Origin of the sequence: Clostridium sp. MT-14 (assembly GCF_042436595.1) — a bacterium.
GTDB lineage: Bacteria > Bacillota > Clostridia > Clostridiales > Clostridiaceae > Clostridium_B > Clostridium_B aromativorans.
This window is the reverse complement of record NZ_JBHMIY010000016.1, coordinates 1-23181: the sequence shown is the minus strand read 5'-3', so window position 1 is coordinate 23181 and position 23181 is coordinate 1. Positions and strand designations below refer to the sequence as shown.

Annotated in this window: 27 protein-coding genes and 1 pseudogene; 17 read left to right on the top strand and 11 right to left on the bottom strand. The window is 32.0% G+C overall.

Annotated elements, in window-relative coordinates; translation table 11 throughout:
- Nucleotides 1-180 precede the first annotated feature (180 nt).
- On the top strand, nt 181-1053 hold the full coding sequence (locus tag ACFHWD_RS12030; RefSeq protein ID WP_150358183.1) for a SatD family protein: 873 nt from the start codon (nt 181-183) through the stop codon (nt 1051-1053).
- Nucleotides 1047-1796 (top strand): DUF3307 domain-containing protein, encoded by a 750-nt coding sequence (locus tag ACFHWD_RS12025; protein ID WP_150358184.1) that lies wholly within the window; start codon nt 1047-1049, stop codon nt 1794-1796. Before ACFHWD_RS12030 ends, ACFHWD_RS12025 begins: the two co-directional genes overlap by 7 nt.
- Nucleotides 1797-1852: 56 nt before the next feature.
- Here the strand turns inward: ACFHWD_RS12025 and ACFHWD_RS12020 are convergent, their stop codons facing one another.
- The 3 genes from ACFHWD_RS12020 to ACFHWD_RS12010 are packed head-to-tail and all read right to left on the bottom strand — an operon-like array spanning nt 1853 to nt 2909.
- Nucleotides 1853-2425: a manganese catalase family protein gene (locus tag ACFHWD_RS12020; protein WP_150358185.1), complete on the bottom strand. Its 573-nt coding sequence runs from the start codon at nt 2423-2425 to the stop codon at nt 1853-1855.
- A gap of 12 nt (nt 2426-2437) precedes the next feature.
- Nucleotides 2438-2692: a spore coat protein CotJB gene (locus ACFHWD_RS12015; protein ID WP_150358186.1), complete on the bottom strand. Its 255-nt coding sequence runs from the start codon at nt 2690-2692 to the stop codon at nt 2438-2440.
- Nucleotides 2693-2714: 22 nt separating this feature from the next.
- Entirely contained in the window at nt 2715-2909 is a 195-nt protein-coding gene (locus ACFHWD_RS12010) for a spore coat associated protein CotJA (RefSeq protein ID WP_229981753.1), read from the bottom strand.
- A 445-nt stretch (nt 2910-3354) separates the two neighbouring features.
- Here ACFHWD_RS12010 and ACFHWD_RS12005 point away from each other — a divergent pair, with 445 nt between their 5' ends.
- Nucleotides 3355-3828: a spore coat protein gene (locus ACFHWD_RS12005; protein ID WP_150358187.1), complete on the top strand. Its 474-nt coding sequence runs from the start codon at nt 3355-3357 to the stop codon at nt 3826-3828.
- 152 nt (nt 3829-3980) lie between these two features.
- On the opposite strand, the gene ACFHWD_RS12000 is transcribed toward ACFHWD_RS12005, so the two are convergent.
- From ACFHWD_RS12000 to ACFHWD_RS11990, 3 genes are all read right to left on the bottom strand, one after another.
- Nucleotides 3981-4793, bottom strand: coding sequence for a lecithin retinol acyltransferase family protein (locus ACFHWD_RS12000; protein ID WP_150358188.1), 813 nt, complete (start codon nt 4791-4793; stop codon nt 3981-3983).
- 22 nt (nt 4794-4815) lie between these two features.
- Complete coding sequence (locus tag ACFHWD_RS11995) at nt 4816-5097, bottom strand: DUF4491 family protein (RefSeq protein ID WP_150358189.1); 282 nt, start codon at nt 5095-5097, stop codon at nt 4816-4818.
- Nucleotides 5098-5268: 171 nt separating this feature from the next.
- Nucleotides 5269-5850, bottom strand: a complete 582-nt coding sequence (locus tag ACFHWD_RS11990) for a hypothetical protein (protein WP_150358190.1) — start codon at nt 5848-5850, stop codon at nt 5269-5271.
- Between the two features lie 163 nt (nt 5851-6013).
- On the opposite strand from ACFHWD_RS11990, the gene ACFHWD_RS11985 reads away from it, so the two are divergent.
- Entirely contained in the window at nt 6014-6673 is a 660-nt protein-coding gene (locus ACFHWD_RS11985; protein WP_179977862.1) for a DUF2953 domain-containing protein, read from the top strand.
- 18 nt (nt 6674-6691) lie between these two features.
- Complete coding sequence (locus ACFHWD_RS11980) at nt 6692-7063, top strand: GerW family sporulation protein (RefSeq protein ID WP_150359009.1); 372 nt, start codon at nt 6692-6694, stop codon at nt 7061-7063.
- Between the two features lie 24 nt (nt 7064-7087).
- On the opposite strand, the gene ACFHWD_RS11975 is transcribed toward ACFHWD_RS11980, so the two are convergent.
- The gene (locus ACFHWD_RS11975; protein WP_179977861.1) at nt 7088-7993 is read right to left on the bottom strand and encodes a DMT family transporter; all 906 of its coding nucleotides are present in this window, start codon (nt 7991-7993) and stop codon (nt 7088-7090) included.
- A 171-nt stretch (nt 7994-8164) separates the two neighbouring features.
- Here ACFHWD_RS11975 and ACFHWD_RS11970 point away from each other — a divergent pair, with 171 nt between their 5' ends.
- Together ACFHWD_RS11970 and ACFHWD_RS11965 are read left to right on the top strand one after the other, a co-directional pair.
- Nucleotides 8165-8956, top strand: a complete 792-nt coding sequence (locus ACFHWD_RS11970; RefSeq protein WP_150359007.1) for a Cof-type HAD-IIB family hydrolase — start codon at nt 8165-8167, stop codon at nt 8954-8956.
- Nucleotides 8957-9004: 48 nt separating this feature from the next.
- Nucleotides 9005-9433: a hypothetical protein gene (locus tag ACFHWD_RS11965; protein WP_150359006.1), complete on the top strand. Its 429-nt coding sequence runs from the start codon at nt 9005-9007 to the stop codon at nt 9431-9433.
- Between the two features lie 182 nt (nt 9434-9615).
- Here ACFHWD_RS11965 and ACFHWD_RS11960 read toward each other — a convergent pair whose 3' ends face one another.
- Nucleotides 9616-10920, bottom strand: a complete 1305-nt coding sequence (locus tag ACFHWD_RS11960) for an aminotransferase class V-fold PLP-dependent enzyme (RefSeq protein WP_229982097.1) — start codon at nt 10918-10920, stop codon at nt 9616-9618.
- Nucleotides 10921-11087: 167 nt separating this feature from the next.
- Between ACFHWD_RS11960 and ACFHWD_RS11955 the strand changes: the two genes are divergently transcribed.
- The 6 genes from ACFHWD_RS11955 to sdaAA all read left to right on the top strand — a co-directional run bounded on the left by ACFHWD_RS11955 (nt 11088) and on the right by sdaAA (nt 15893).
- Nucleotides 11088-11192, top strand: coding sequence for a dihydroxyacetone kinase subunit DhaK (locus tag ACFHWD_RS11955; protein WP_207708009.1), 105 nt, complete (start codon nt 11088-11090; stop codon nt 11190-11192).
- A 33-nt stretch (nt 11193-11225) separates the two neighbouring features.
- Entirely contained in the window at nt 11226-11876 is a 651-nt protein-coding gene (gene dhaL / locus ACFHWD_RS11950; RefSeq protein WP_150357916.1) for a dihydroxyacetone kinase subunit DhaL, read from the top strand.
- Nucleotides 11877-11892: 16 nt separating this feature from the next.
- On the top strand, nt 11893-12288 hold the full coding sequence (gene dhaM, locus ACFHWD_RS11945) for a dihydroxyacetone kinase phosphoryl donor subunit DhaM (RefSeq protein ID WP_150357917.1): 396 nt from the start codon (nt 11893-11895) through the stop codon (nt 12286-12288).
- A gap of 623 nt (nt 12289-12911) precedes the next feature.
- Nucleotides 12912-14243: an APC family permease gene (locus ACFHWD_RS11940; RefSeq protein ID WP_150357918.1), complete on the top strand. Its 1332-nt coding sequence runs from the start codon at nt 12912-12914 to the stop codon at nt 14241-14243.
- Nucleotides 14244-14333: 90 nt separating this feature from the next.
- Nucleotides 14334-15017, top strand: a complete 684-nt coding sequence (gene sdaAB / locus ACFHWD_RS11935; RefSeq protein ID WP_378062055.1) for an L-serine ammonia-lyase, iron-sulfur-dependent subunit beta — start codon at nt 14334-14336, stop codon at nt 15015-15017.
- Between the two features lie 3 nt (nt 15018-15020).
- Nucleotides 15021-15893, top strand: coding sequence for an L-serine ammonia-lyase, iron-sulfur-dependent, subunit alpha (sdaAA, locus tag ACFHWD_RS11930; protein ID WP_378062053.1), 873 nt, complete (start codon nt 15021-15023; stop codon nt 15891-15893).
- A gap of 145 nt (nt 15894-16038) precedes the next feature.
- Here sdaAA and ACFHWD_RS11925 read toward each other — a convergent pair whose 3' ends face one another.
- A complete protein-coding gene (locus ACFHWD_RS11925; protein ID WP_106011167.1) occupies nt 16039-16242 on the bottom strand; it encodes a cold-shock protein in 204 nt (67 codons plus the stop codon).
- A gap of 283 nt (nt 16243-16525) precedes the next feature.
- Here ACFHWD_RS11925 and ACFHWD_RS11920 point away from each other — a divergent pair, with 283 nt between their 5' ends.
- From ACFHWD_RS11920 to cbiM, 4 genes are all read left to right on the top strand, one after another.
- Complete coding sequence (locus ACFHWD_RS11920; protein ID WP_179977859.1) at nt 16526-17713, top strand: MFS transporter; 1188 nt, start codon at nt 16526-16528, stop codon at nt 17711-17713.
- 371 nt (nt 17714-18084) lie between these two features.
- Nucleotides 18085-19065, top strand: a complete 981-nt coding sequence (locus ACFHWD_RS11915) for a lipoate--protein ligase (RefSeq protein WP_378062051.1) — start codon at nt 18085-18087, stop codon at nt 19063-19065.
- A gap of 60 nt (nt 19066-19125) precedes the next feature.
- Nucleotides 19126-19977 (top strand): lipoyl synthase, encoded by an 852-nt coding sequence (gene lipA, locus ACFHWD_RS11910; protein ID WP_378062049.1) that lies wholly within the window; start codon nt 19126-19128, stop codon nt 19975-19977.
- Between the two features lie 333 nt (nt 19978-20310).
- The gene (gene cbiM, locus ACFHWD_RS11905) at nt 20311-21297 is read left to right on the top strand and encodes a cobalt transporter CbiM (RefSeq protein ID WP_150357924.1); all 987 of its coding nucleotides are present in this window, start codon (nt 20311-20313) and stop codon (nt 21295-21297) included.
- Nucleotides 21298-21378: 81 nt separating this feature from the next.
- On the opposite strand, the gene ACFHWD_RS11900 is transcribed toward cbiM, so the two are convergent.
- Both ACFHWD_RS11900 and ACFHWD_RS11895 read right to left on the bottom strand, forming a co-directional pair.
- Complete coding sequence (locus ACFHWD_RS11900; protein WP_150357925.1) at nt 21379-22533, bottom strand: aminotransferase class V-fold PLP-dependent enzyme; 1155 nt, start codon at nt 22531-22533, stop codon at nt 21379-21381.
- A 331-nt stretch (nt 22534-22864) separates the two neighbouring features.
- Nucleotides 22865-23181 (bottom strand): annotated as a pseudogene (locus tag ACFHWD_RS11895) (hypothetical protein); the annotation flags it as partial.

Below are 23181 nucleotides of genomic sequence, written 5' to 3'. Positions count from 1 at the left end.
AAGTAATGGAAGTGACAATTTTAACATATATATAAATAATCTGAATGATTATTTATACGCTAGATAGAATAAGGTAAAAATTATTATATATCAATCTAAAATGGTTGCATATACATATAGCAACCCAAAATGGTTGCATGTTGTTCTTGAATATTGTACAATTAATCTGAGGTGAGGGATATGAAAAAATACTCAGCTCTGATTATTGATTTAAAAAAATCAAGATCTTATGAGCATTTCGATCGGATTAACCTCCAAAATTATATTAAAAATGCTATTTTGATTTTGAACAAAATATTTGCTAATGTACTGGAACTCAATGTTGTATTCAGTGCCGGCGATGAGGTGCAGGGGCTGTTTTCTTCGCCTCAGGCTGCCTATCTCTACCTTCGGTTGTTTAATATGCTGATTTTTCCTGTTGAAATCCGGGCCGGAATTGGTGTAGGAGAGTGGAGCGTAAGGATAGACAGCGGCATTTCTACTGAACAGGACGGATCGGCATACCATAATGCACGATATGCCATCAATAATGTGGAGGATTCTCTGGGATATTCTATCCTTCTGTTTTCGAAGGGCCAGAATGATATTTATATTAATTCAGCTATAAGTACAGCAGCCATACTTGTAAAAAATCAGAGCCAATATCAAAATGAACTATTTTTACTTTCAGAATTGATGTATCCTATTGATATAAATGGTGCACTTAAATTTAACAACTTTGAGGAGATGAATTCTTTAATTGCACAAAAAAATCAAATTGGATATTATGTCAGGTGGAAATCCAGTCGAAACATTCAAAAATATCCTTTGTCGGTACCAATGGATTTTAGCTTTGGATGTAATCCTATAAACGCCCTTGCTGATGAAGAGCAATTTTATGTATCTTCCGGAAAAGTCAAAGGACTTCCGGCAAAATTGGCAAAATTGTTGGGAACAAGCAGACAGAACATGGACAAATCCATAAGAGCGGGTAATATCTATCAAGCGAGGAATTCAGCTATTGTTGCCCTGAAATTAATGAATCAATATATTTCGGAGGAGAGACAATGGTAACTTTATTACTTGTTATTTCTCATTTAATTGGAGATTTTGTATTACAGTCATCAAAGATGTCTGTAGAAAAGCGGCAGCATTTTTTAAAGTTGCTGAAACATTGTGGGATTTATGCCTTTGTAATTACAACTATGTTATTTATATCTACTGATATCAGGAGTGCTATAGGGGCGGCAGTTATTATAGGCATATCACATTTGGTGATCGATTATGTAAGGATTCTTGTAGATAGGAAAGCTGCTGCACATATTCAAATTTTTTGCTATTTTTTCGATCAGATTTTACACTTGGGTATCATATTTGTCGTTTCTTGCTATTTCAATTTGGACACGCATCTTGGAGGATTTCTGCAATCGGTTCTATATGCATTTGGAAAAGCGAGTATCAATAATGGCATAGTCTATATGCTGGTTTATTTAGTGATACTGCAGCCTGCAGCAATTACTGTGAAAAAGATGCTTTCATATATTTCTAACCAAGAATATAATAATAATGATGATGAAGATGCTGTGACGAATTATAATGCAGGATATACCATAGGCATCCTTGAACGGATTATTGTAGCAACATTGGTACTGCAGGACCAATTACCCACTATTGGATTGGTATTAACTGCAAAGAGTTTAGCCAGATTCAATCAACTCAATGATAGGGAGTTCGCTGAAAAATACTTAGTGGGCACCCTAATGAGCATTGCTATCTCTATTGTTGCCACTCTGATTTTGAAGGGCTTGCTTTTATAAACTAAATAGAACTCAAAAAACAAGCCGGCATTGAAAAATGCCGGCAGTTCTGAAATTTAAAAGCATTTTTTAGAATCTGCTTTATCTTGAACGTGTACAAGTGCCTCTCCAAAACGCTGAAAATGGACTATCTCTCTTGCCCACAGAAATTTAAGCACATCTATTATATCAGGATCATCCGTTAAAGTTATCAAATGCTCATAAGTTGTTCTGGCCTTTTGCTCTGCTGCCATGTCTTCATGAAGATCCGTTATCGGATCTGATGTAGCGGTTATATAGGTGGCAGTCCAGGGAAAGCCATTGGCATCTTGCCAGTAAAGTGCACGTCCATGCTGAACAAAATGTCCACCTAAACCTGCTTCCTCCAGTTCACATACAGTAGCATTTTTTGTGAGTTGATATACCATAGCACCTATGATTTCTACATGTGCTAATTCTTCTGTACCGATATCAGTAAGTAAACCTTTAGTTTTTCCTGTAGGCATGGTGTAGCGCTGGTTTAAATATCTGAGAGCAGCACTTAATTCCCCATCGGGTCCTCCGTATTGGGCAACAAGGTATTTAGCCATTCTTATATCCTTACTTTTAATATTAACAGGATATTCTAATTTTTTCTCATAAATCCACATATATGTGACCTCCTAGTTTCCTCTTTCCCAAGGCCAGGGTTGATTTGTCCAGGACCAGGGATATTCGCTTTGACTAAATCCAAAATTAATAAGCATTCCGAAATTTGCTTCGTATTCTCTTTTTAGGTACATAAGTTGTTTTGATAAGGTATTATAATCAGCCAGAGCCTTTTTATTATCGGGAAAATTATCTAAATAAATATTTAAATCTACTGCGGCGAACTCCACTTGTCGTATCTTATCTAATAATTTTTTACCATCTTTCATATTTATTTCCTCCTATTTTATATTAATCATTTGGATAAGGTATGACCAGATTAGGAAATACGGTACCTTTTTGAAGTGCCACATTTAAAGGAAGCAAGCCTATATAAGGCTGCATAGGCACATAGGCCTGTGCTAATCTTTTACCTGAATCAGCTGCAAACATGGAAGGGATCATATATTGTTCTGGATTCATATAGGGAGCAAATTTTGAATACACTATTTTCACCTCTTATATTCTTTTACAATGATAATATATTCATTATCAAAAATTGTGTTAACATAAATCATGTACATGAAACTTATTTGAGAGATACTATTAGATCTGTATATGAGAACTTTGGCAAATTTATCAATATAGGTTTTAAATATTGTTATTTAATGATATAATCATATTAGATATTATTATAAAATATATGAAACTAAATATGAAATGACTGTGTTAAAGAAGGTTATGTAAACTCCTGTAAAATTTTTGTTATATAATCTGTGTACCCTCCAATTATATATTTTGTATTTGTTAGGAGGTTGCATAAATCTTCTAGTATTTATGGTAGTAAGGAACTTTTGTTACTCCAAATAAAATTATATTTTATTTGGAGTATTTTTTTTTATTAGGTATAAAAATATCTCCTATTATACAAAATAGATTTGGAGGTGTTTTTATGTCAATAAATTTAACGAATAAGGAAAGATTATTATTGGAAGACCAAAAAAGCCATGAAGTTACGTGTATAAATAAATACACAAATTATGCCAATCAAGCACAGGATTCTCAGTTAAGACAACTGTTCTTAAACAATGCTTCTATTGAACAAGAGCATTTAAATAGTGTGAATTCACTTTTAAATGGAAATGTACCTGATTTAAACAACAAACAGCAGGCTAAACCCAATTTAAACGCAAATGCGGGTAGATCTCCATCACAGGCAGGGGCATCTCAAGTCAGTGATGAGGATATGTGCAAGGATATGCTTATGACAGAAAAATATGTTTCAGGTACATATGATACTTCAATATTTGAGTTTAGGGATACAAATGCACGGGATGTATTAAATCATATACAAAAAGAGGAACAGAAACATGGCGAGTCCATTTACAAGTATATGGAAAGTAAAGGAATGTATAAAGCTCAATAACGCTCAGGGTTATTGAAATTGAACTGTTGTAAAATGTGTTAGATATTTATGAAAAAACCGCCTTGAAAATTTTGATTACAATTTTAAGGCGGTTTTAATAATTGTGTTTGACTGTAAAAAATATTTTTTAATTAATTTCTAAATCAAGATGGCTACTGTAAATTTATACCCATTGCTGTGAACATTTTTATCTGAGCTAATTCTTTCTGTGACAAGTTAATTAGTTGATAGGATTTTGAATTTCCGGTTTTAGCCCAGAGGGCAAAATGCTCACAATTATTTTGCAAAAGACTATAGCTCTTTTCTCCAAGTCTTGTCCTTGCTCTTCTTACAGTTTCCTCAGAGCTGAATTCAACATTGCTCTTTACATTTAAGATAAAATAGTTTCCAGGCTTAAAATAAGGAGCCATATTTGTTTCCTGTATTTTTGCATCTTTTGCATTACCTGTACTGCTGCAGTAGTGAATAACTTTATTGTTGCCAATATATATCCCATAATGATTATATCTGTATCCCATGAAATTATCGGTGGTTCCTATTATATCTCCATATTTGGGTATTCTTGAAACTTTTGACAGTGCAGATAAATTGTCTGATTTTACATTAAAGCGCAATCTTTTTTTGCTTTTTAACTCATAATTTTTGAAATGTAAGTTCGGAGATAAAGTGACATAAATTTTACTGCCTTCTGTAAATCCGTCTATAGGTGGATTTATAAGTAAAGTTCTGCCGTTAGCACTGGGAAAGATATATGCATCTATGGTATCGTTGCCCTTATATTTTACAGATATGTTTTTTAAAGTGGAATTATCCCACAGGATTTTAGCTTCCAGTGGTATCTGGATTTCACTGTATTTGTAAATGTCCTTTGACTTGTTTTGAGATATATAAATACAGCAGAAAAAAAGTGCAAATGCAATTATTATAAATATTGATATTGATTTTATAAAAAAGTATTTTTTCATTTAAAACACCCTGCTTTGTATCTTAATTATCTTTTTTAGGGAACCAGCCTTTAGATACTCTCTTCTTCTGTTTAAACAACTCCAATATACTCCAAAAAGAAGTAACCCCTAAAATGCCTAAAAGGCCGGATATCAGGGCATTTTCATTCAATAGAGAAAAGATTATGCTTATACATCCCAGCAATAAAAATAAAGGCCATATTTTTATTCCAAAATAATATTCGCCCTTTATTACGATTACGTGGCCGATACCTGTTAAAACCAATACAAAAATGCCGGTAATAAGTCCATAGTAATTAAGCATGTAATCACCCCCTGTAGAAATTTAGAGTCTTAATTCTATTTTAATATAATATCATTATATCTTTTTTATGTGTATTTTACTATTTTGAAACCAAATAGATGTCATAGATTTTATATGATATAATAATCGTGGCACCTTTAATTCGAAATAATGGGATCATATGGTCGATGATTATTTTGAATTAGCCGGTACTATTAATTTTACTTTATTTCTTATAAAATTTTTTTGACTGTAATCTATATAGACATTAGCATAGATGTCATTTACAGAGTTTGGTATTATCCAGTTACCCTTTAATTTTTTTATTTTATATTCTGCTATTCTTTCATATTTAGGTTTTTCTTTGTCAGTAGATACAATTTCTACAGATTTACTATTAAAATTTTGTAAACTTTGATTTCCATTGTCATCTATGTTCACTAAACAGCTTTTAGCATTTCCGTTTAATACTTCCTTTATGTAGCTATTTTTATTTGAGGATGAAATCGGAGTTAAATTTTTACTTTCGAGAATTTTATCTACAGTACCTGTTTCTTTGGGCGCAAATATCCATATCAAAAGTGGAACGATGAATAGTACAAATATAGCTGTTAAACACATAGTCGTTATATTTACAATCATCCTCTTTATCCAATACTGTAATATTTTTTTTTCACTGTAATTTTTATTTGCTATTTTTTTATTCTGTTTATAGAATAATTTTATTCCAACCAGTACAGCTAAAAATCCTGATATGTATAAGAAAAAAAGCATAGTTAATCTCTCCTAATTATAAACTTCATATAGATTTTATCAAAAAAAATCAAAAAAATATATATTTAAATTCATAAAATTTTTAGATATTATAAATTTATAGTAGATAGTAAAGTGCTTGTAAAAAATTAAATTCTATAGGGGGAGGTATTATAAATTTGAGATGTTAAAAATAACAGGGATTGTAATTTTAACAATTTTAGCTCTTTTAACTTTAACTATAGTATGTAATACAAAATACAAAATAGAAGTTATACTCGAAAAAAGTAAATTTAAATATAGTTTTAAAATTGATTTGCTTTTAGGTGTAATTTCTATAATAGGGATGGGAAAGGGAAAAAATATGGAATTGTTTATAAAGATATTGTTTGCAAAAAAAAGAATATCTAATAACTTTAAGAAATATAAGCCTCATAAGACCGATAATACTGAGTTTCTGCACAATGTTTTGAATAAAATTAAAAGAAATTACTCATATAAAAAATTTATAAAAAAAATTATACTTATAATTAAGCCTAAATATGTTAAAATAGAGGGGAACTATGGTTTAGAGGATCCTTATATCACTGGAATATTAGGAGGGATTTTTGCTATAATTAAAAATATAATGCCAAAAAAATCTATAAATATGAAACCGGATTTTTTTGACGATGTTTTTAACGTAAGTGTAGAAATTAAAGGAAGCTTAAAAGTTATATCTTTTATTTTTATAATGTTTAGAGTTCTTATGGCTGATTTTATGAAAAAAAGGTTTCATAGGAGAGATAGAGCAGAGAGAGTCGGATATGAAAAAACCAGTGAAGTGAAGTCAGCTGATATTTGATATTAAGGAGGTATTAACATGGATATTAAGGAAAATACGGAGATGCTATTTTCAAAATTGGAAAATTTTTTAAAGACAGAAACAGTTGTTGGTAAACCCATAAATGTAGGAGATATAACTTTGGTGCCATTTATAACTGTTAATTTTGGATGTGCTGCTGGAGGAGGAGAGGATACAGCTGGAGATAAAGATAAAAAGGAAGGTTCTGGATCAGGTATGGGTGCGGGTGCAAAGATAACTGCAGATGCTGTGCTTGTTATAAAAGAGGATAATGTTAAATTAATTCCCATTAAAAATAAGGACAGTTTAGACAAGATAATAGAGTTGGTTCCTGATATAATTAAGAAAATGGGAATAAAGAAAAACAAAAATAAAGAGGAAGAACAGTGAGAATAAATAACTTATAGTATTGAATTAAGATATATTTCGAGAATTTCTTTTAAATGTAAATTTTAATTTTGTTTCTGAGATAAATACGGATAAAAATATGATGCTGCAACCTATTATCATATTCAATGTAAATACTTCATTCAAAAATATCATGGATATGATCGCACCAAATACAGATTCTAGTGAAAGTAATATTCCCACATGATTGGGATTGGTATATTTTTGAGCTATGTTTTGAATTAAAAATCCTATCATGGTGCTAAAGACTACTAGGTAAAAAATAGGGAATAAAGCACTATCACGTATTCCTGAAAAACTTGGTTCAAAAATAATTGCAAATAGAAGAGAAAATATACCGGCAAACATCATCTGTACTACAGATAGTATTATCGGATTGGATTTTCTTGTAAAACAAGCTATGGAAATTATATGTGATGCAAATAAAACAGCTGATAAGAGTGTCAGCCAGTCTCCAATATTTATATTGAGCTGCATATTTGATTTAAAACTCAGTATTCCTATGCCAATAAGGGAAATTACGGCTGAAATTATAGCTCTATGAGTAGGTTTTGTCTTGAATACAGCCCAGTATAAAAAGGGAAGTATAATTACATAAACTGAAGTTAAAAAAGATTGCTTGCTGGCAGTTGTATAGTTAAGTCCTACTGTCTGGGCAGTGTAAGCCAAAAACAAGAATATGCCTATTATAAAACCACGAGTTATATCTTCTAGAGTTATTTTCATCATTATTTTGAAAAAAATAACTGAAATTAAAATTCCAGCACATAAAAATCGTATGGCCATCATATATAATGGAGTTATGCTATTTAGAGCATCTTTTGTAGCAGCATAGCCTCCACCCCATAGCATAGCGGCCAGCAATAAAAATAAATCTGCTATAAATTTTTTTCTGCTTTTATGAGTTTCCATGATTTAATACCTCTATGTTTTGTATGATGTGTTTAATTCTGAGATCATCAAATATATTGTAGTGATATTTACGTTTATTGTCAAATAATTTCAATTTGGAAAGAACTCAACAAATTAATTAGTGTGGTTTATTAGTATTATGTAGTATTTAGCATACAGAGGAGGGCATTTATGTATAAACTAGTATCAATGGACATGGATGGGACTTTATTGAATGAAAATCATGTTTTGAGCAAGAGGACTATAGAAGTAGTAAAGAAAATACAAACATTGGGAATAAAAGTGATCTTAGTTTCAGGAAGGGAATTTAACGGGTTGAAAAATTTTTCAAATGAATTGGGGCTGGAAGACTTTGTAATATGTTTAAATGGGGCAAATCTATATAGAAAAAGTAAATTGATTTTAGGAGAACCCATTGAAAATAAAATATGTAGTAGAATTATACATATGTCCGAAAAAAACAATATATATTGCATATTGTTTGATGAAGCAAAGGTCTATATAGAAAAAATAACTGATTATATGAACCTTAATGATTATATAGCTCATTGGAATGAAGTGGGAAAACTGTCTTCATTTTTTAGCAGTCAACCTATGTACAAAATAGTTCTTGTTGAGGATAGAGCAAAACTTTTGACAATAAGAGAGGAAATCTTAGATGAGTTTGGAAATAAGATAAATGCTAATTTTTCACTTCCAAATTATTTAGAAATATTCAACAAAAAGGTAGACAAGGGAAAAATGCTTAAGAGGGTTGCAGAGGATTATGGCATAAATCGAGAGGAGATATTATCCATAGGAGATTGGGATAATGATATCTCCATGATAAATTATGCGGGATTCGGAATAGCAATGGATAATGGTTCTGATGGATTGAAGGCAGCTGCAGATTATATAACTAAAAGCAACAGAGAAGATGGAGCAGCCTATGCTTTGGAAAAATTTATATTAAATAAAGTGTGAAAATAAATAAGAACACAGACATCCAGGCTTGGAAAGGAGATACTATAGATGAACGATAAAAATCTAAATTTTAATATTAAAATACTGGCTTTCACGGCAATTTTAATTACAGCGTACTTTTTTATAGACAAGTTGGAGATACTTGTACTTATACCCTGCTTGTTGTGTATATATGATGGTATTTACATATTTCTCAAGGTTAAAAATAGAGATGGGCTTAAAGTGATATTCTTTCTGGGTACTGTTTTGGCATTGATTTTTATGGTTCATATCATAGTAGTCTATAGCATATCTGATCCAGTTCCTATAATCCTCATATTTATTATGACCAATTTATTTTTCTTTTATAATTTAATACTGTATTTTTTTAATAAATATGGTAAGTTAAGTATTGTACTTATACTTTTAGGATGGATTATATGTGATAGTATTCCGATACTCATGGTATTGGTTTTATCTGCAGGACTTTCCAGTTGATAATATGATTCTATGTTTAGAGATTATAGTGAAGAGTTAATAGTAGATGAAGATTTTCGATGATGACTAAAATCTACTAATCTACTATTAACTCTTAATTTTAAACTTTTAACTTGGGAAAGCTTGTAATTACTAGAGTTTTTGGCCTAAAAATTGATTGTTAAGCTAAAAATAAATAAAAGTTATTTTTTATTTTTAATTATTTTTTTTAAAGTATCTATTAATATATCAACTTCATTGTAGGTATTGTATAAGCCAAAACTTAATCTAACAATACCGGGACGAAAATTATTGAAGTGAGTTTTGAAATAGTTTATTTCCTCAGGGGAAAGTTCCAGTAGTCTTTGAACATAAGGATGAGCACAGAAGCAGCCGCTTCTTACAGAAATACCAGATAAATCTGACAATAGTTTTGCAGTGGTTTCATGATGCAGTCCCTTTATATTGAAGGGAAGAATAGCAACTTTATCACAGCCAGGATTTGTATCACCGTATATGGTGATATCCGGCAGCTGCAGCATTTTATTTAAAGTATAGTTGTATATGTCACTTTCTCTTTTATCTATAGAATTTAACGATAATTTATTCAATACTTTGATTGAAGAGACAAGGGCTGTAACTCCAAGCACATTGGGAGTTCCTGCCTCATTTTTTCCTGGAGGATCATCCCAAAGTACGGAATTGTCTGTTACTACCTTTATTGTGCCACCTCCGCTGTATTCTGGTGGTGCGTTGCTGAAAGTATTTTTTGGACCTATGAGTACGCCTATTCCAAAAGGAGCGTACATTTTATGAGCGGAAAAAGCTAAGTAGTCAATAGATTCTTCCTTTGACTTTTGCTGCATATATATGGGATAATGAGGTACAAGCTGTGCTCCATCAACTAAGATTTCAGCTCCATAGTGGTGAGCAATTTTGGCTATCGTATATATTGGGTTCTTGTATCCGGTAACATTAGATGCACCAGTTACACATACGAGTTTTACTTTACCGTGGTGTTTTTTTAGTTTATATTTAAGATCTGACAGCTTTAATTTGCCAAGCTCGTCCACTTCAACATAATCCATTTTAAATTTGCTTCTCCAGGGTAGATCATTGGAATGATGTTCCATTCTGGTAGATAGTATAATTGAATTTTTGTATAAATTATTGAATATATAGGATAGTTTATTGATAGCTCCTGTGGTGTTATTTACATAAATTACTGTATTTTTTTGAGGATCGCAGTGCACAAAGTTACAGACGATATCTCTTGACATTTCGTAGGCATCAGAAGATAATTTAGATTTAAAACCATTTCCTCTATGAATAGAGGAATAATAGGGTAAGAAACTATTTATTTTTTCTATAACATAATTAAATGGTGGAGTAGTGGCGGCATTATCAAAATTTATAGCGGGTACGAGTTTCCCGTTCTTTAAGGGGATTTTTGTATCTACACCGGTTATTAGGTCTCTATAATCAAAAAATGTTTCTGAATGAGACATATTAAAATCACTTCCTGTTAATCTTAATGTAGTTTGAGTTTAATTGTATAAATATAAAAAATATACTTTTGTATTTATTTATATTATGTATTTGTAATTGTAAATGTACCAAAATAGTCATGCTTTTATAATAGAATATTCACACCTATATTATATTTTGATAAGATATAGGTGTAATATATAAGTGTATAGAAAAGAGTAAAGTTGTATTTGTAAGTGGGGGAGAAAGTGGGCATGAACCGGCTCATGCAGGATATGTTGGAAAGGTTTAAAGTAATGTAAATATGTAGGGAGATAGACGTATTATGAGTGTAAATGGAAAGCAGGTAAAAGAAATAATAAATTCTATAGCAGCAGTTATAAGCGAGAATAAAGACTATCTGACTAAATTAGATGCAGATATAGGAGACGGAGATCATGGTTTAAATTTAGATAGGGGGTTTACAGCTGTAAGAGAAAAGTTAAAGGAAGAGGATGAAAGCGATATAGGCAATATTTTAAGAGTTGTTGGTGTGACATTGCTTTCGAAGGTTGGAGGAGCTTCGGGTTCACTTTATGGTACGGCTTTTATGAAAGCGGCAGTATCAGTAAAGGGAAAAAATGCTGTTGATGTGAATGATTTTCTTATTATGCTTAAAGATGCATTGAGTGAGATTAAAGTGAGGGGAAAGGCAAATATGGGAGATAAAACTATGGTAGATTCCATGGAATTAGCAGTAAATTCCCTTGAGAATTCATTAAATCAAAAATTAAATACTGTAGAGGCACTTAAAAATGCAAAAGATGAAGCCTTTAAAGGAGTGAATAGTACTAAGAGTATAAGAGCAAGAAAGGGAAGGGCAAGTTATTTAGGGGAAAAAAGTATAGGACATCAAGATCCTGGTGCCGTTTCTAGTTATCTTATGCTTAATGTTATTTATGAAGAAGTGAGAAAATTAGCAGCTAATTGCTATTGATAAAGAGGTGACTTTTATGGTTGGTATTGTAATTGTATCTCACAGCAGCAAAATTGCTGAAGGAATAAAAAGCTTAGTTGAGCAGATGTCTCCTGGAGGCAGAGTTGTATCTGCAGGTGGAACATCAGATGGAAGGCTCGGTACAGATGTGGAAAAAATAAAAAATGCTATATTGGAGGTATACTCAGAAGATGGAGTAATAATATTATTTGATTTAGGCAGCGCTTACATGAATACTCAAATGGCCATTGAATTTCTAAATGAAGATATTCAATCTAAAGTAGAAATAATAGATGCGGCATTGGTGGAGGGTGCATTAGTAGCTGTAGTGGATTCCAGTATAGGTAAGACAAGAGAAGAAATAAAGGAAGATTTAAAGTTGCTGTGTATCAATAAGATACCAGGTAAGTGAACTTAAAATAAATTAGAATAATGAATATTCTAATTTATTTTTTTGAATAGTTAAATTTAACAGTTAATTAAATAATATACGTCGTTAAATTGTTTCGGTAACTGTATAGTACGAGAAGATTATTTTTTCAAGAATTTTGTTGTATAAATTAAATTAATGTGATATGATGAAAATGAAAAATGAAAAACAATATATCAAATATGTATTTTATACGCGAACGAAACTTAAAGTAAAACGTTTAAATAATAACTTTGTATAAAAACTTGTTAACATAGCTAAACTTTACGTTTTTATATATTAAACAGCTATACTGAATTTTATAAGACATATATAGATAAATTTGATACTAAATCTGTCATTAATTTCATTATAGCATTTTGTTTTGTAATTTATTATGCTTTTTAAAATAAATAATAAATTTAAAATTTTAGAAAATACAGGTTGATTATTGAAAAGGTATTGTAAAGCATTAATATATTATTTATTATATTCATTGTAGATAAGGTTTGAATATCCGCTGTTTTGTGGATATAGGGATTCATAGTTATAAAATGAATTGATGTTTTTAGAATAACTGAATCAGTAATTGTACTTGTGTAAAAGACAGGGAGGAAATCAAAAAAATGGGCAAAGATGAATTAAAGAAGAATCTGGGTTTAGTACCTGCTCTTGCTTTGGTTATTGGTATAGTTATAGGAGCTGGAGTATTTTTCAAGCCTACAGCTGTATTTACTGCCACCGGAGCACCAGGACTTGGATTAATAGCCTGGATACTTGGAGGTGTAATAACTATAGCAGGTGGTCTTACTGCAGCTGAAGTTTCTGCAGCAATACCGAAAACGGGAGGAATGATAGCTTATTTGGAGGAGACATATGGTGATATGTGGTCATTTTTGCTGGGATGGGCACAGACCATAATATATTTTCCAGCTAATGTTGCTGCCCTTGCCATAATATTTGGAACCCAGGCAGCTTCACTATTAGGCATGTCTGATTCAGCCATAGTTCCAATAGCTATTATAGTTAGTGTATTTTTAATAATCATGAATTTATTTGGATCTAAAACTGGCGGAGTCATACAGACAGTTTCAACTATCTGTAAGTTAATACCTTTAATTGCAATTATAATAATAGGACTTATAAACGGTAATGGAGGAACAGTGAGATTGCTGCCAATGGTGGCTCAGAATCATCCTATAGCTACAAGTTTGGGATCTGCCCTTGTAGCCACGATGTTTGCTTATGATGGATGGATAAATGTAGGAGCTATAGCTGGAGAAATGAAAAATCCAAAAAGGGATTTGCCAATAGCTATTGTAGGCGGATTGTCATTGGTAATGGCTGTTTATTTACTTATTAATGTGGCTTATTTGTTTGTACTGCCGGCAAGTGCCCTAGCAGCAACAAAGACACCGGCAGCAGCTGTAGCAAATGTAATATTTGGACAAGCAGGTGGGAAGATAATAACTATAGGAATATTGATATCGGTATTTGGCACTATAAATGGATATGTACTTACAGGCATGAGAGTACCTTATGCCATGGCTGTGGAAAACAAGTTACCGGGAAGCAAATGGCTGGCAAAATTGACTCCGAATTCCAAAGTACCTGTAAACAGCGGCATATTGTTAGGAATCATATCCATAATACTTATATTTTCAGGTAAATTCGATCAGTTGACAGACTTGCTCATATTTGTAATTTGGATATTCTATGTAATGACTTTCTTTGCCGTATTTGTTCTCAGAAAAAAGAGACCGGATATGGAAAGACCTTATAAGGTTCCTGGATACCCCATAGTTCCTATTATAGCAATACTTGGAGGACTCTATATAATATTTAATACGCTTTTTACCCAGCCTCTAAATGCAGGTTTGGGCTTGGGTGTGACGCTTATAGGGCTGCCTGTTTATATGGCTAGAAAGAATAAATTCACAAGAAATAACGAAGATTAATAAATAGGATTGACAAATATAAAAACACTATTAATAGTGTTTTTATATTTGGACTATTTTCATGTGAAAATTGGAGGGACGATGTAAAAAATGAGAGAATATAGTGTTTTTGATATATTGGGACCTATAATGATAGGACCATCGAGTTCACATACCGCAGGGGCAGCAAGATTAGGGAAAATTGCAAGTACTATAGCAGGTGGGAAAATTCGAAAAGTACAGTTTTTTCTTCATGGTTCCTTTGCAAAAACTTATAAGGGACATGGTACCGATAAAGCATTGGTTGCTGGAATATTGGGCATGAATCCATGGGATCAAAATTTAAAAAATTCTATACAGCTGGCGAAAGAAAAAAATATAGAAATTGAATTCATCGAAACAGATTTAGGAGATGTACATCCCAATACGGTTAAATTTGTAATAACAAGAGAAGATGGCAAGGTTTCGGAAATAATGGGTTCGTCTATAGGTGGGGGCAATGTTGTTATAACTGAAGTTGATGGAGATAAAATAGAATTTACAGGAGTTTATCCTACTATATTGATAAATCATGTAGATGTGCCAGGCATGGTTGCCAAAGTATCATCAGTACTTTATAAATATAAGATAAATATAGCTTTTATGAGGGTATACAGAGAAAATATAAAGGGTGCTAAAGCAGCCATGGTATTTGAAGTAGATGATTTTGTCTCAGATGATGTAGTTGATGAAATAAGCAAAATATCTAATGTACACAGGGTTAGAGCTATAAATCCTATAAGTGAGGAGGAATAATCCATGGTTAACACGGGAAAAGAACTGATAGATATATGTCAGAAGAAAAACATGAAGATTTGGGAATATACAATTGAACAAGAGGTGATATCTACTGAAAAAAGCAAAGAAGATATTTTTAAAAATATGAAGAAAAGTTTTCAGGTGATGAAAGATGCAGCAGAGTGCGGGGTGCGGCATAAGGTAAAATCGGTAAGTGGCCTTATAGGAGGAGATGCGTATAAATTAAATGAATACTGCAGCCAGGGAAAAACATTAACTGGAACGTTTATGGTAAAAGCTATGGCAAGAGCTCTTTCCTGCTCGGAAATAAATGCTGCTATGGGGAAAATAGTAGCTGCACCTACAGCGGGATCCTGTGGAATAATACCGGCAACTATAATAACAGCGGGAGAAAAATTGAATAAAAGTGAAGATGAATTGATTCAAAGCCTTTTTACAGCGACTGGAATTGGAATAATAATAGCTAAAAATGCAACTATGGCAGGAGCAGAGGGCGGATGCCAGGCAGAATGTGGTTCAGCTTCGGCTATGGCATCGGCAGGTGTAGTTGAGATGATGGGAGGTACTCCACAGCAGGCATTAAATGCCAGTGCAATAGTTATAAAGAACATACTTGGATTGGTGTGTGATCCTGTAGCGGGTCTTGTGGAAATACCCTGTGCAATGAGAAACGCATCTGGAGCTGTCAATGCATTGACTACTGCTGATATGGTTATGGCAGGTGTAATCAGCAGGATTCCTTTTGATGATACTGTTTCGGCAATGTATAAGGTAGGTAAACAACTTCCCTGTGAACTCAGAGAGACAGCCCTTGGTGGGCTTGCAATTACGGAAACTGGACTTAAATTAAAAAGAAAAGTACTTGGCAAATGATTAGATCTCTAATTCTAGAGAAATTATAACTTGGAGTTTAACTCCAAGTTATAATTAAATATAAAAAACCACCCTCTATAGAAAGGTGGCAAAACATTACATTCATTTATGTTAAGATGTTTTTTGTTATATTGTAAAATTTATATTATAATTTTACAACATTGGCAGCTTGAAGACCCTTTGGTCCTTCTTCAACATCAAATTGAACTTTTTGACCTTCTTCAAGATTTTTTCTAGGTTCATCACTTTGAATTGCGGTAAAGTGTACAAAAACATCATTTTCGCCTGGCACTTCAATAAATCCGAATCCTTTTTCTGAATTAAACCATTTTACTGTTCCTGTTTTCATTTATTATCCTCCTAAAGATAAAACACTTATAATTGATATATCTGATTTTGTATATCGGTGTTTATTAATTCTATTAGTATAACACAAAAATATGATATTAACAAGAAGCTATATAGTATTAACTAACAACCTTATTATACATTAAATTTGTCATATGATCAAAGAAATTTTAAAATTTATGTTGTAAATTTATAATTTATTGACATGTAACTGAAAATAATATAAAATTATTAAATTGCTTAAAATCAAAAAGTATATTCTTTAGAAGAAAGAGGTAGTTCTTATGCAAGATCACAATGGAATTAGTAAAAGCATAGACCCCGATCTAGTGCGGATTATGGCTATAATTTGTGGAGCTACGGTAGCTAATCTATATTATAATCAGCCATTATTAGGTGAACTATCCAGAGAATTTAATGTATCTGTAAGAAATATAGGACTTGTATCTACTTTAACCCAAATAGGTTATGGAATGGGGATGTTCTTCATTATACCTTTAGGGGATATTTTAGAAAGAAAAAATATGATTTTAAAATTATTGTTGGCTTCAGTTATATCACTGATCTTATTTGCGTCTTCAAAGAATTTGAATTGGCTCATTGTATCTAGTTTTTTAGTTGGATTTACAACAGTAATTCCACAACTTGTTGTTCCTTTTGCTGCAGAACTTTCTGCTCCCAGAGAAAGAGGAAAAGTTTTAGGAACAGTTTTAAGCGGTCTTCTGGCAGGAATTTTATTGGCACGTACTATAAGCGGATTTCTAGGGGCGCTTTTAGGTTGGAGAAGTGTGTATTATATTGCTTCTATTCTTATGATAGTTTTATATGTAGTGGTGAGTAAATCTTTCCCAAAAAATGAGCCTAAATTAATAGAATCCTATAAAAATATAATGATTTCCCTAAAGGATTTAGTTAAAAATGAACCATTGCTTAGAGAGGCATCTTTAAGTGGCGCTATGATGTTTGGAGCTTTTAGTATATTTTGGACAACTCTTATATTTTTCCTAGAGTCCCCAATTTATAATATGGGAAGTGAAGCTGCTGGATTATTTGCCCTGTTGGGAATAAGTGGTGTTATTGCAGCACCTATAATAGGAAGACTTAGTGATAAAAAGAGTGCTAAGTTTGCTGTAGGGGTTTCTATTTTTTTTGCCGTAATGGGATTTATAGTGCTTTTTATATTTGGAAATAGAATAGCAGGATTGATTTTAGGACTAATATTATTGGATTTAGGTACCCAATCAGGACAAGTTTCTAATCAAACACTAGTACATAGTCTTTCTCCGGAGGCAAGAAATAGATTGAATACAGTTTTTATGGTAGCTTATTTTACGGGTGGTGCATTGGGATCTTTTGCGGGAACCTACAGCTGGAACTTATATGGCTGGAAAGGGGTCTGTACGGCAGGTTTGGCATTTTTAACTGTAGCTGTCATTAACCATGTGGTACATACTAAAAAAATTTTAAAATAAACTTGAAAAATAAAATAAAATATTATATAATAGTAGATATCAAAGGAAATCATTTATTGATTAGTAGGATATATTTTAATAAATTGAAGTTAAAGATGATACAAATAAATGCTCTATACAATAATGATTAAAAAATTAGTCTTATTTTATATACTGAAAACATACTAGAATTGAATTTAAAATTTATTTAATGAAATTTTAAATGTTTTCCTTTGAGATATAGTATCAGAGTTCCTAACTATTATATATCCCCAAACTCCCTAAGAGAGGCCTCTTTGAAGGATAGTTACCCTTCAGAGGCCTTATTTTTATACAGTAATGTGGTATTTGATTTTATTTTGAATTATAATTATAAACAGGAGGAATTTTATATGATCTTTATTGAACATTATAATACCAACCCTTATATAAATCATGCCATTGAAGAATATGTGACGGATAAATTCAATGAAGAATGTTTCATGTTGTGGAGAAATAGACCCTGTGTTTTAATTGGGAAGAATCAAAATACAATGTCAGAAATAAATGTGGATTATGTAAAAAAACATAATTTATCAGTTGTCAGAAGAATGTCGGGAGGAGGAGCTATATTTAACGATTTAGGAACACTGAATTTTACATTTATAGCTGTAGTTGATGATAGTACATTTGCGGATTTTGGAAGGTTTACTAAGCCAATAATAAAGGCGTTAAAGAAATTGCACTTAGATGTTAAACTTTCCGGTAGAAATGACCTGATCATAGATAATAAGAAGTTTTCTGGCAATTCTCAGTATAAACATGGGAATAGAATTTTGCACCATGGAAGTATTTTATTTTCGGTTGACATGAAAAATTTAAATGGAGCCCTGAATGTAAATAGGATAAAATTTTCGGATAAGTCTGTTAAGTCAGTGAAAAGCAGAGTTACAAATTTATGTGAATATATTAAGGAACCCATGACCACAATAGAATTTAAAAATTTCTTAATAAAATCAATAATGGAAGAATGTAAATTTGTGAAAACCTATAGATTTTCAAAAGAGGACTGGAAAAAAATAAAAAGAATATCAGATAATAAATATGCTCTGTGGCAGTGGAATTATGGTAACTTCAAGAAATTTACTTATTCTAACGAAAAAAAATTTAAGGGAGGAATTGTACAAGTCTATATAAACGTGTGTAGGGGAGCAATAGAACATATAAATTTTTTTGGAGACTTTTTTAGTAAAAGGGAAATTGGGGAATTTGAAAATAAATTTATGGGTGTCAGGTATGATGAAGACGAAGTTTTAAAAGTACTTAAAGATGTAAGCGTTGAAATGTATATGCATGGTATAAATGCTGAGAATATCATGGAGGTTATGTTTTAGAGGAACTTATCCAAGTAAATTGCAAGTTGAATAAAAGTCATAAAAGGAGAAGGGTGTTTTATGCAAGGTAGAAAGCCAGATTGGCTGAAAGTTAAAATAAGAGGTGGAGAATTTTCGGGAGAAGTCAAGGGTGTATTAAAGAAGTATTCTTTAAATACTGTATGCAGAGAAGCTAATTGTCCTAATAGGATGGAATGTTTTAATAAGAGAACGGCAACTTTTATGATATTGGGCAAAAATTGTACTAGAAATTGTACTTTTTGCAATGTTACCAAGGCTAAACCTGAAAATGTGGATGAAAAAGAACCTGCAAATGTTGCTCAAGCAGTGGATAAACTGGATCTAAGGCATGCAGTCATAACTTCTGTTACCAGAGATGATCTGGAAGATGGAGGAGCCTCCCATTTTGCTAGGGTGATAGAAGAAATAAAAAGATTAAAAAAAAGCATAACTATAGAAGTTTTAATACCGGATTTTAAGGGGGATAGAGCATCCTTAAAAAAAGTTGTAAATGCAAAGCCAGATGTTATAAATCACAACGTAGAAACTGCCCCTAGACTCTATAGTGAAGTAAGGCCTATGGCAGTATATGAACGTTCGTTAGAATTGTTAAATAGGGTTAAGATAATGGACAGTTCAATTTTAACCAAATCGGGATTTATGCTTGGACTCGGAGAAAGAAGGGAGGATATCATACAGGTATTAAAAGATTTAAGAGAAGTTAATTGTGATATTGTCACTATAGGTCAATATCTAGCTCCCTCTTTAAAACACCACCCTGTAGTTGAATATGTTCATCCGCGCGTGTTTGACGAGTATAAGAAAATAGGGTTAAAATTGGGATTTAAATATGTTGCTTCTTCTCCTTTAGTGAGAAGTTCCTATCATGCGGAAGAAGCCTTAAAAAGCTAAAGTGATATCAAAATGAAATAAAATGCAGGGACTTTCTCAAGATGATACAAAATTGGTATCGTTTTGAGAAAAACTTATTTTTAATTGAATCCAAAATGGACTATAATATTACAGATAAATTTTGAAGAAAATATGACAGTATAAGAGAATTGTTTTATTTAGGGTAATTGAAAATGTTTATCTGAAATATTTGAAGTTTTAAAGAGATAAATAGGTGTATATTTAAAATAATGGTATGAAAAATGCTCGTTAAGATATATGAATGGAATACGTTGAGTTTAAAATATTATAATTGGGTTTATATTAATTTTAGAATTAGAGGAGGTATTTATTATGCATATTCCAGATAATTATCTAAGCCCTTCCACTTGTGCAGTTATGGGTGTGATAATGCTGCCGATATGGGCAAGAGCTGTCAAGAGAGTTAAGACAGATGTTAGCAAAAAAAAGATACCATTATTAGGGGTATGTGGAGCATTTTCATTTTTGATTATGATGTTTAATGTCCCTATTCCCGGTGGAACAACAGCTCATGCTGTAGGAGGGACTTTAATTGCAATTTTATTGGGACCCTATGCAGCAACTATTTCAGTAAGTATAGCTTTGCTTATACAGGCACTTTTTTTTGGGGATGGAGGAATTCTTGCTTTCGGAGCAAACACTTTTAATATGGCATTTGTAATGCCCTTTGTAGGTTATACAGTGTTTAAATTTGTAAAAAACAGGTTAAAAGGAGACAGAGGAGAGTATATATCAGCTTTTATTGGAGGGTATGTGGGAATTGTGGCCGCAGCTTTTATAGCTTCTATTGAATTTGGAATACAACCTCTTCTCTTTAAAGATGCCTTTGGACATGCCATTTACTGTCCCTATGGATTAAATGTGTCCATTCCAGCTATGGTTTTAGTTCACCTTTTAATAGGTATATTGGAAGGAGCTATAACTGCAGCAGTATATGCCTATGTTAAAAAAATATCACCGTCTATGATATACAATAATGGCCAAAAAGTAAAGGAAAGTAATAGAAAACCGCTATATGGAATTTTGATAGCATTAGTAGTATTATGCCCTTTAGGCCTTTTAGCCAGTGGGGATGCATGGGGTGAATGGGATACGGAAGGAATAAAATCTCTAGTAGGATATATACCGCATGCTTTTCAGCATGGAATGGACTATCATGCTATTGCAGCAGATTATTCCCTATCGGGTACAAATGACATAGTGGGTTATATTATTTCAGCAATAGCAGGAACTGCAATCATTATAATCATATTTAAAATAATAGGATCCTTAAAAAAGGATAATACGAATAATACATGATAGATATGGTACTATGGCAGAAGGACTGCTGTACAAATTTAATTTTGTACAGCAGTCCTTTATTAGTTTTAATGTTTTAATTCATAATTTATAGCTCTTAACTATATTTTTTAATGCGTCTGTTAAAATATCTATATCCTTTTTTGTATTAAAATATCCTATACCTATTCTCATGGCTCCAATTTCGTAGGTACCCATGATTCTGTGGGCCGTTGGAGCGCAGTGAAATCCAACTCTTATCATTATGTCGTATTCCTGATCAAGTTTAAAAGCTATTTCTTCACCGGATATACCTTTTATATTGAAAGAAATGACACCAACTATTTTTTGGGGATCTTTAGGACCATATATACATATTTTGGGAATTTCTTCTAGCCTTTTAAGTGCATATTCAATTACTTCATCTTCTTTGGCTCTTATATTTTCAACTCCTAAATTGGATATGTATTTGATGCCTTCACCTAAACCCACTATTCCCGCCACATTTAAAGTCCCTGCTTCAAATTTGTTAGGGTAAAAATCAGGTTGATATGGATTTTTAGAATCTTCTCCAGTACCGCCTGATTTTAAAGGCCGTATGTTTGTGTCGCAGTTAAGTAAAAATCCACCGGTGCCAGTAGGACCGAAAAGACTTTTGTGCCCTGTAAAAGCAAGAATATCTATATTGTCTTTTTGAACATCTATGGGATAAGCGCCTGCTGTCTGAGCACTATCTACTAAAAAAATTATATTGTGTTTTTTTGCCAGCGCACCTATTTCTCTTATAGGTTGAATAGTTCCAAGTACATTGGAAGCATGGGTGAATACTATGAATTTTGTATTTTCCCTTATGAGTTTTTCCACGTCTTTTGGGTTAGTTATTCCCTTGGAGGTACAAGGCACCTGAGATATCTGTATATTTTTATCCCTTTGGAGAGTTTTTAATGGCCTCCATACGGAATTATGTTCTAGGCTGCTGGTTATAACGTGATCGCCTGGATTTAATATACCATTTATTAATATATTTAATGAATCAGTTATATTATAAGTAAAAATCACCTTAGAAGGATCCTTACCGTTAAATAATTTACATATATTATTTCTACAATCAAAGATAAGCCTATCAGCAGTAATAGCTGATTTATAAGCGCCTCTTCCTGCAGTAGCACCTATATTTTTCATAAAGTTTGAAATCGTATTTATTACTACATTGGGTTTTGGATAGGATGTAGCGGCATTATCTAAATAAGTTCCCAAAGATTTTACCTCCTTGTCTATAATTTTAGTTTATAATCATATTATATCTTTATTGTGTAAAAGTAAAAAGGGCTAATTGAAATATATTTTAATTTTAGATAAATAATAATTTTCAAGTTATATACCATATGGTATTATATAAATACAATTTAGATGATTGCAGAATTTAAATTTTAAAAGTGTGGATAGCTTTTAAAAAATTCCCTAAATTTGAGCAAAAAAGAAAATGCTAAATAAGCCTTTTGAAAAGGGGTATGCGAAGCATGTAGGATGATACTTAACTGTGGATATGTGTATTAAGCAGCATATTTGATAAGTTTATTTAAATTTCTTACTTTAGTCTAAAGCTTCTATGTGCAAACTTTGGCATATTCTTATATGCGGCAGCATAGGGGTTAAAATCTTTATTATTAATAACTTTAGCGAAAGCTTTTTGCTTATTTATTTCTGAAACCAGTGTCTTAGGGTTATTCTCTTTAACTTTTGGCTTTAAGCCTGAAGTATCGTAGATAAGCATGGAATTGAGACCTATATCGGGTGAATTCTTAAGTAGACTTTCATCAATATCGTCACATATTTGAATAATCTTAAGAGTCATTGAGTTGAATAACTCCTCAATCTGTTTTTCAAAGGTAGTTTTAAATCTGC

What these genes read in the sequence shown, in the direction of transcription:
- ACFHWD_RS11995 (WP_150358189.1), bottom strand. Translation starts at nt 5,097, where the DNA reads ATGCTTAATTACTATGGACTTATTACCGGCATTTTTGTATTGGTTTTA.
- sdaAB (WP_378062055.1), top strand. Translation starts at nt 14,334, where the DNA reads ATGAGAGAATATAGTGTTTTTGATATATTGGGACCTATAATGATAGGA.
- dhaL (WP_150357916.1), top strand. Translation starts at nt 11,226, where the DNA reads ATGAGTGTAAATGGAAAGCAGGTAAAAGAAATAATAAATTCTATAGCA.
- ACFHWD_RS12015 (WP_150358186.1), bottom strand. Translation starts at nt 2,692, where the DNA reads ATGAAAGATGGTAAAAAATTATTAGATAAGATACGACAAGTGGAGTTC.
- sdaAA (WP_378062053.1), top strand. Translation starts at nt 15,021, where the DNA reads ATGGTTAACACGGGAAAAGAACTGATAGATATATGTCAGAAGAAAAAC.
- cbiM (WP_150357924.1), top strand. Translation starts at nt 20,311, where the DNA reads ATGCATATTCCAGATAATTATCTAAGCCCTTCCACTTGTGCAGTTATG.
- ACFHWD_RS11960 (WP_229982097.1), bottom strand. Translation starts at nt 10,920, where the DNA reads ATGTCTCATTCAGAAACATTTTTTGATTATAGAGACCTAATAACCGGT.
- ACFHWD_RS11980 (WP_150359009.1), top strand. Translation starts at nt 6,692, where the DNA reads ATGGATATTAAGGAAAATACGGAGATGCTATTTTCAAAATTGGAAAAT.
- dhaM (WP_150357917.1), top strand. Translation starts at nt 11,893, where the DNA reads ATGGTTGGTATTGTAATTGTATCTCACAGCAGCAAAATTGCTGAAGGA.
- ACFHWD_RS12000 (WP_150358188.1), bottom strand. Translation starts at nt 4,793, where the DNA reads ATGAAAAAATACTTTTTTATAAAATCAATATCAATATTTATAATAATT.
- ACFHWD_RS11975 (WP_179977861.1), bottom strand. Translation starts at nt 7,993, where the DNA reads ATGGAAACTCATAAAAGCAGAAAAAAATTTATAGCAGATTTATTTTTA.
- ACFHWD_RS11965 (WP_150359006.1), top strand. Translation starts at nt 9,005, where the DNA reads ATGAACGATAAAAATCTAAATTTTAATATTAAAATACTGGCTTTCACG.
- ACFHWD_RS11970 (WP_150359007.1), top strand. Translation starts at nt 8,165, where the DNA reads ATGTATAAACTAGTATCAATGGACATGGATGGGACTTTATTGAATGAA.
- ACFHWD_RS11915 (WP_378062051.1), top strand. Translation starts at nt 18,085, where the DNA reads ATGATCTTTATTGAACATTATAATACCAACCCTTATATAAATCATGCC.
- lipA (WP_378062049.1), top strand. Translation starts at nt 19,126, where the DNA reads ATGCAAGGTAGAAAGCCAGATTGGCTGAAAGTTAAAATAAGAGGTGGA.
- ACFHWD_RS11940 (WP_150357918.1), top strand. Translation starts at nt 12,912, where the DNA reads ATGGGCAAAGATGAATTAAAGAAGAATCTGGGTTTAGTACCTGCTCTT.
- ACFHWD_RS11985 (WP_179977862.1), top strand. Translation starts at nt 6,014, where the DNA reads ATGTTAAAAATAACAGGGATTGTAATTTTAACAATTTTAGCTCTTTTA.
- ACFHWD_RS12030 (WP_150358183.1), top strand. Translation starts at nt 181, where the DNA reads ATGAAAAAATACTCAGCTCTGATTATTGATTTAAAAAAATCAAGATCT.
- ACFHWD_RS11925 (WP_106011167.1), bottom strand. Translation starts at nt 16,242, where the DNA reads ATGAAAACAGGAACAGTAAAATGGTTTAATTCAGAAAAAGGATTCGGA.
- ACFHWD_RS11990 (WP_150358190.1), bottom strand. Translation starts at nt 5,850, where the DNA reads ATGCTTTTTTTCTTATACATATCAGGATTTTTAGCTGTACTGGTTGGA.
- ACFHWD_RS12025 (WP_150358184.1), top strand. Translation starts at nt 1,047, where the DNA reads ATGGTAACTTTATTACTTGTTATTTCTCATTTAATTGGAGATTTTGTA.
- ACFHWD_RS12020 (WP_150358185.1), bottom strand. Translation starts at nt 2,425, where the DNA reads ATGTGGATTTATGAGAAAAAATTAGAATATCCTGTTAATATTAAAAGT.
- ACFHWD_RS12005 (WP_150358187.1), top strand. Translation starts at nt 3,355, where the DNA reads ATGTCAATAAATTTAACGAATAAGGAAAGATTATTATTGGAAGACCAA.
- ACFHWD_RS11920 (WP_179977859.1), top strand. Translation starts at nt 16,526, where the DNA reads ATGCAAGATCACAATGGAATTAGTAAAAGCATAGACCCCGATCTAGTG.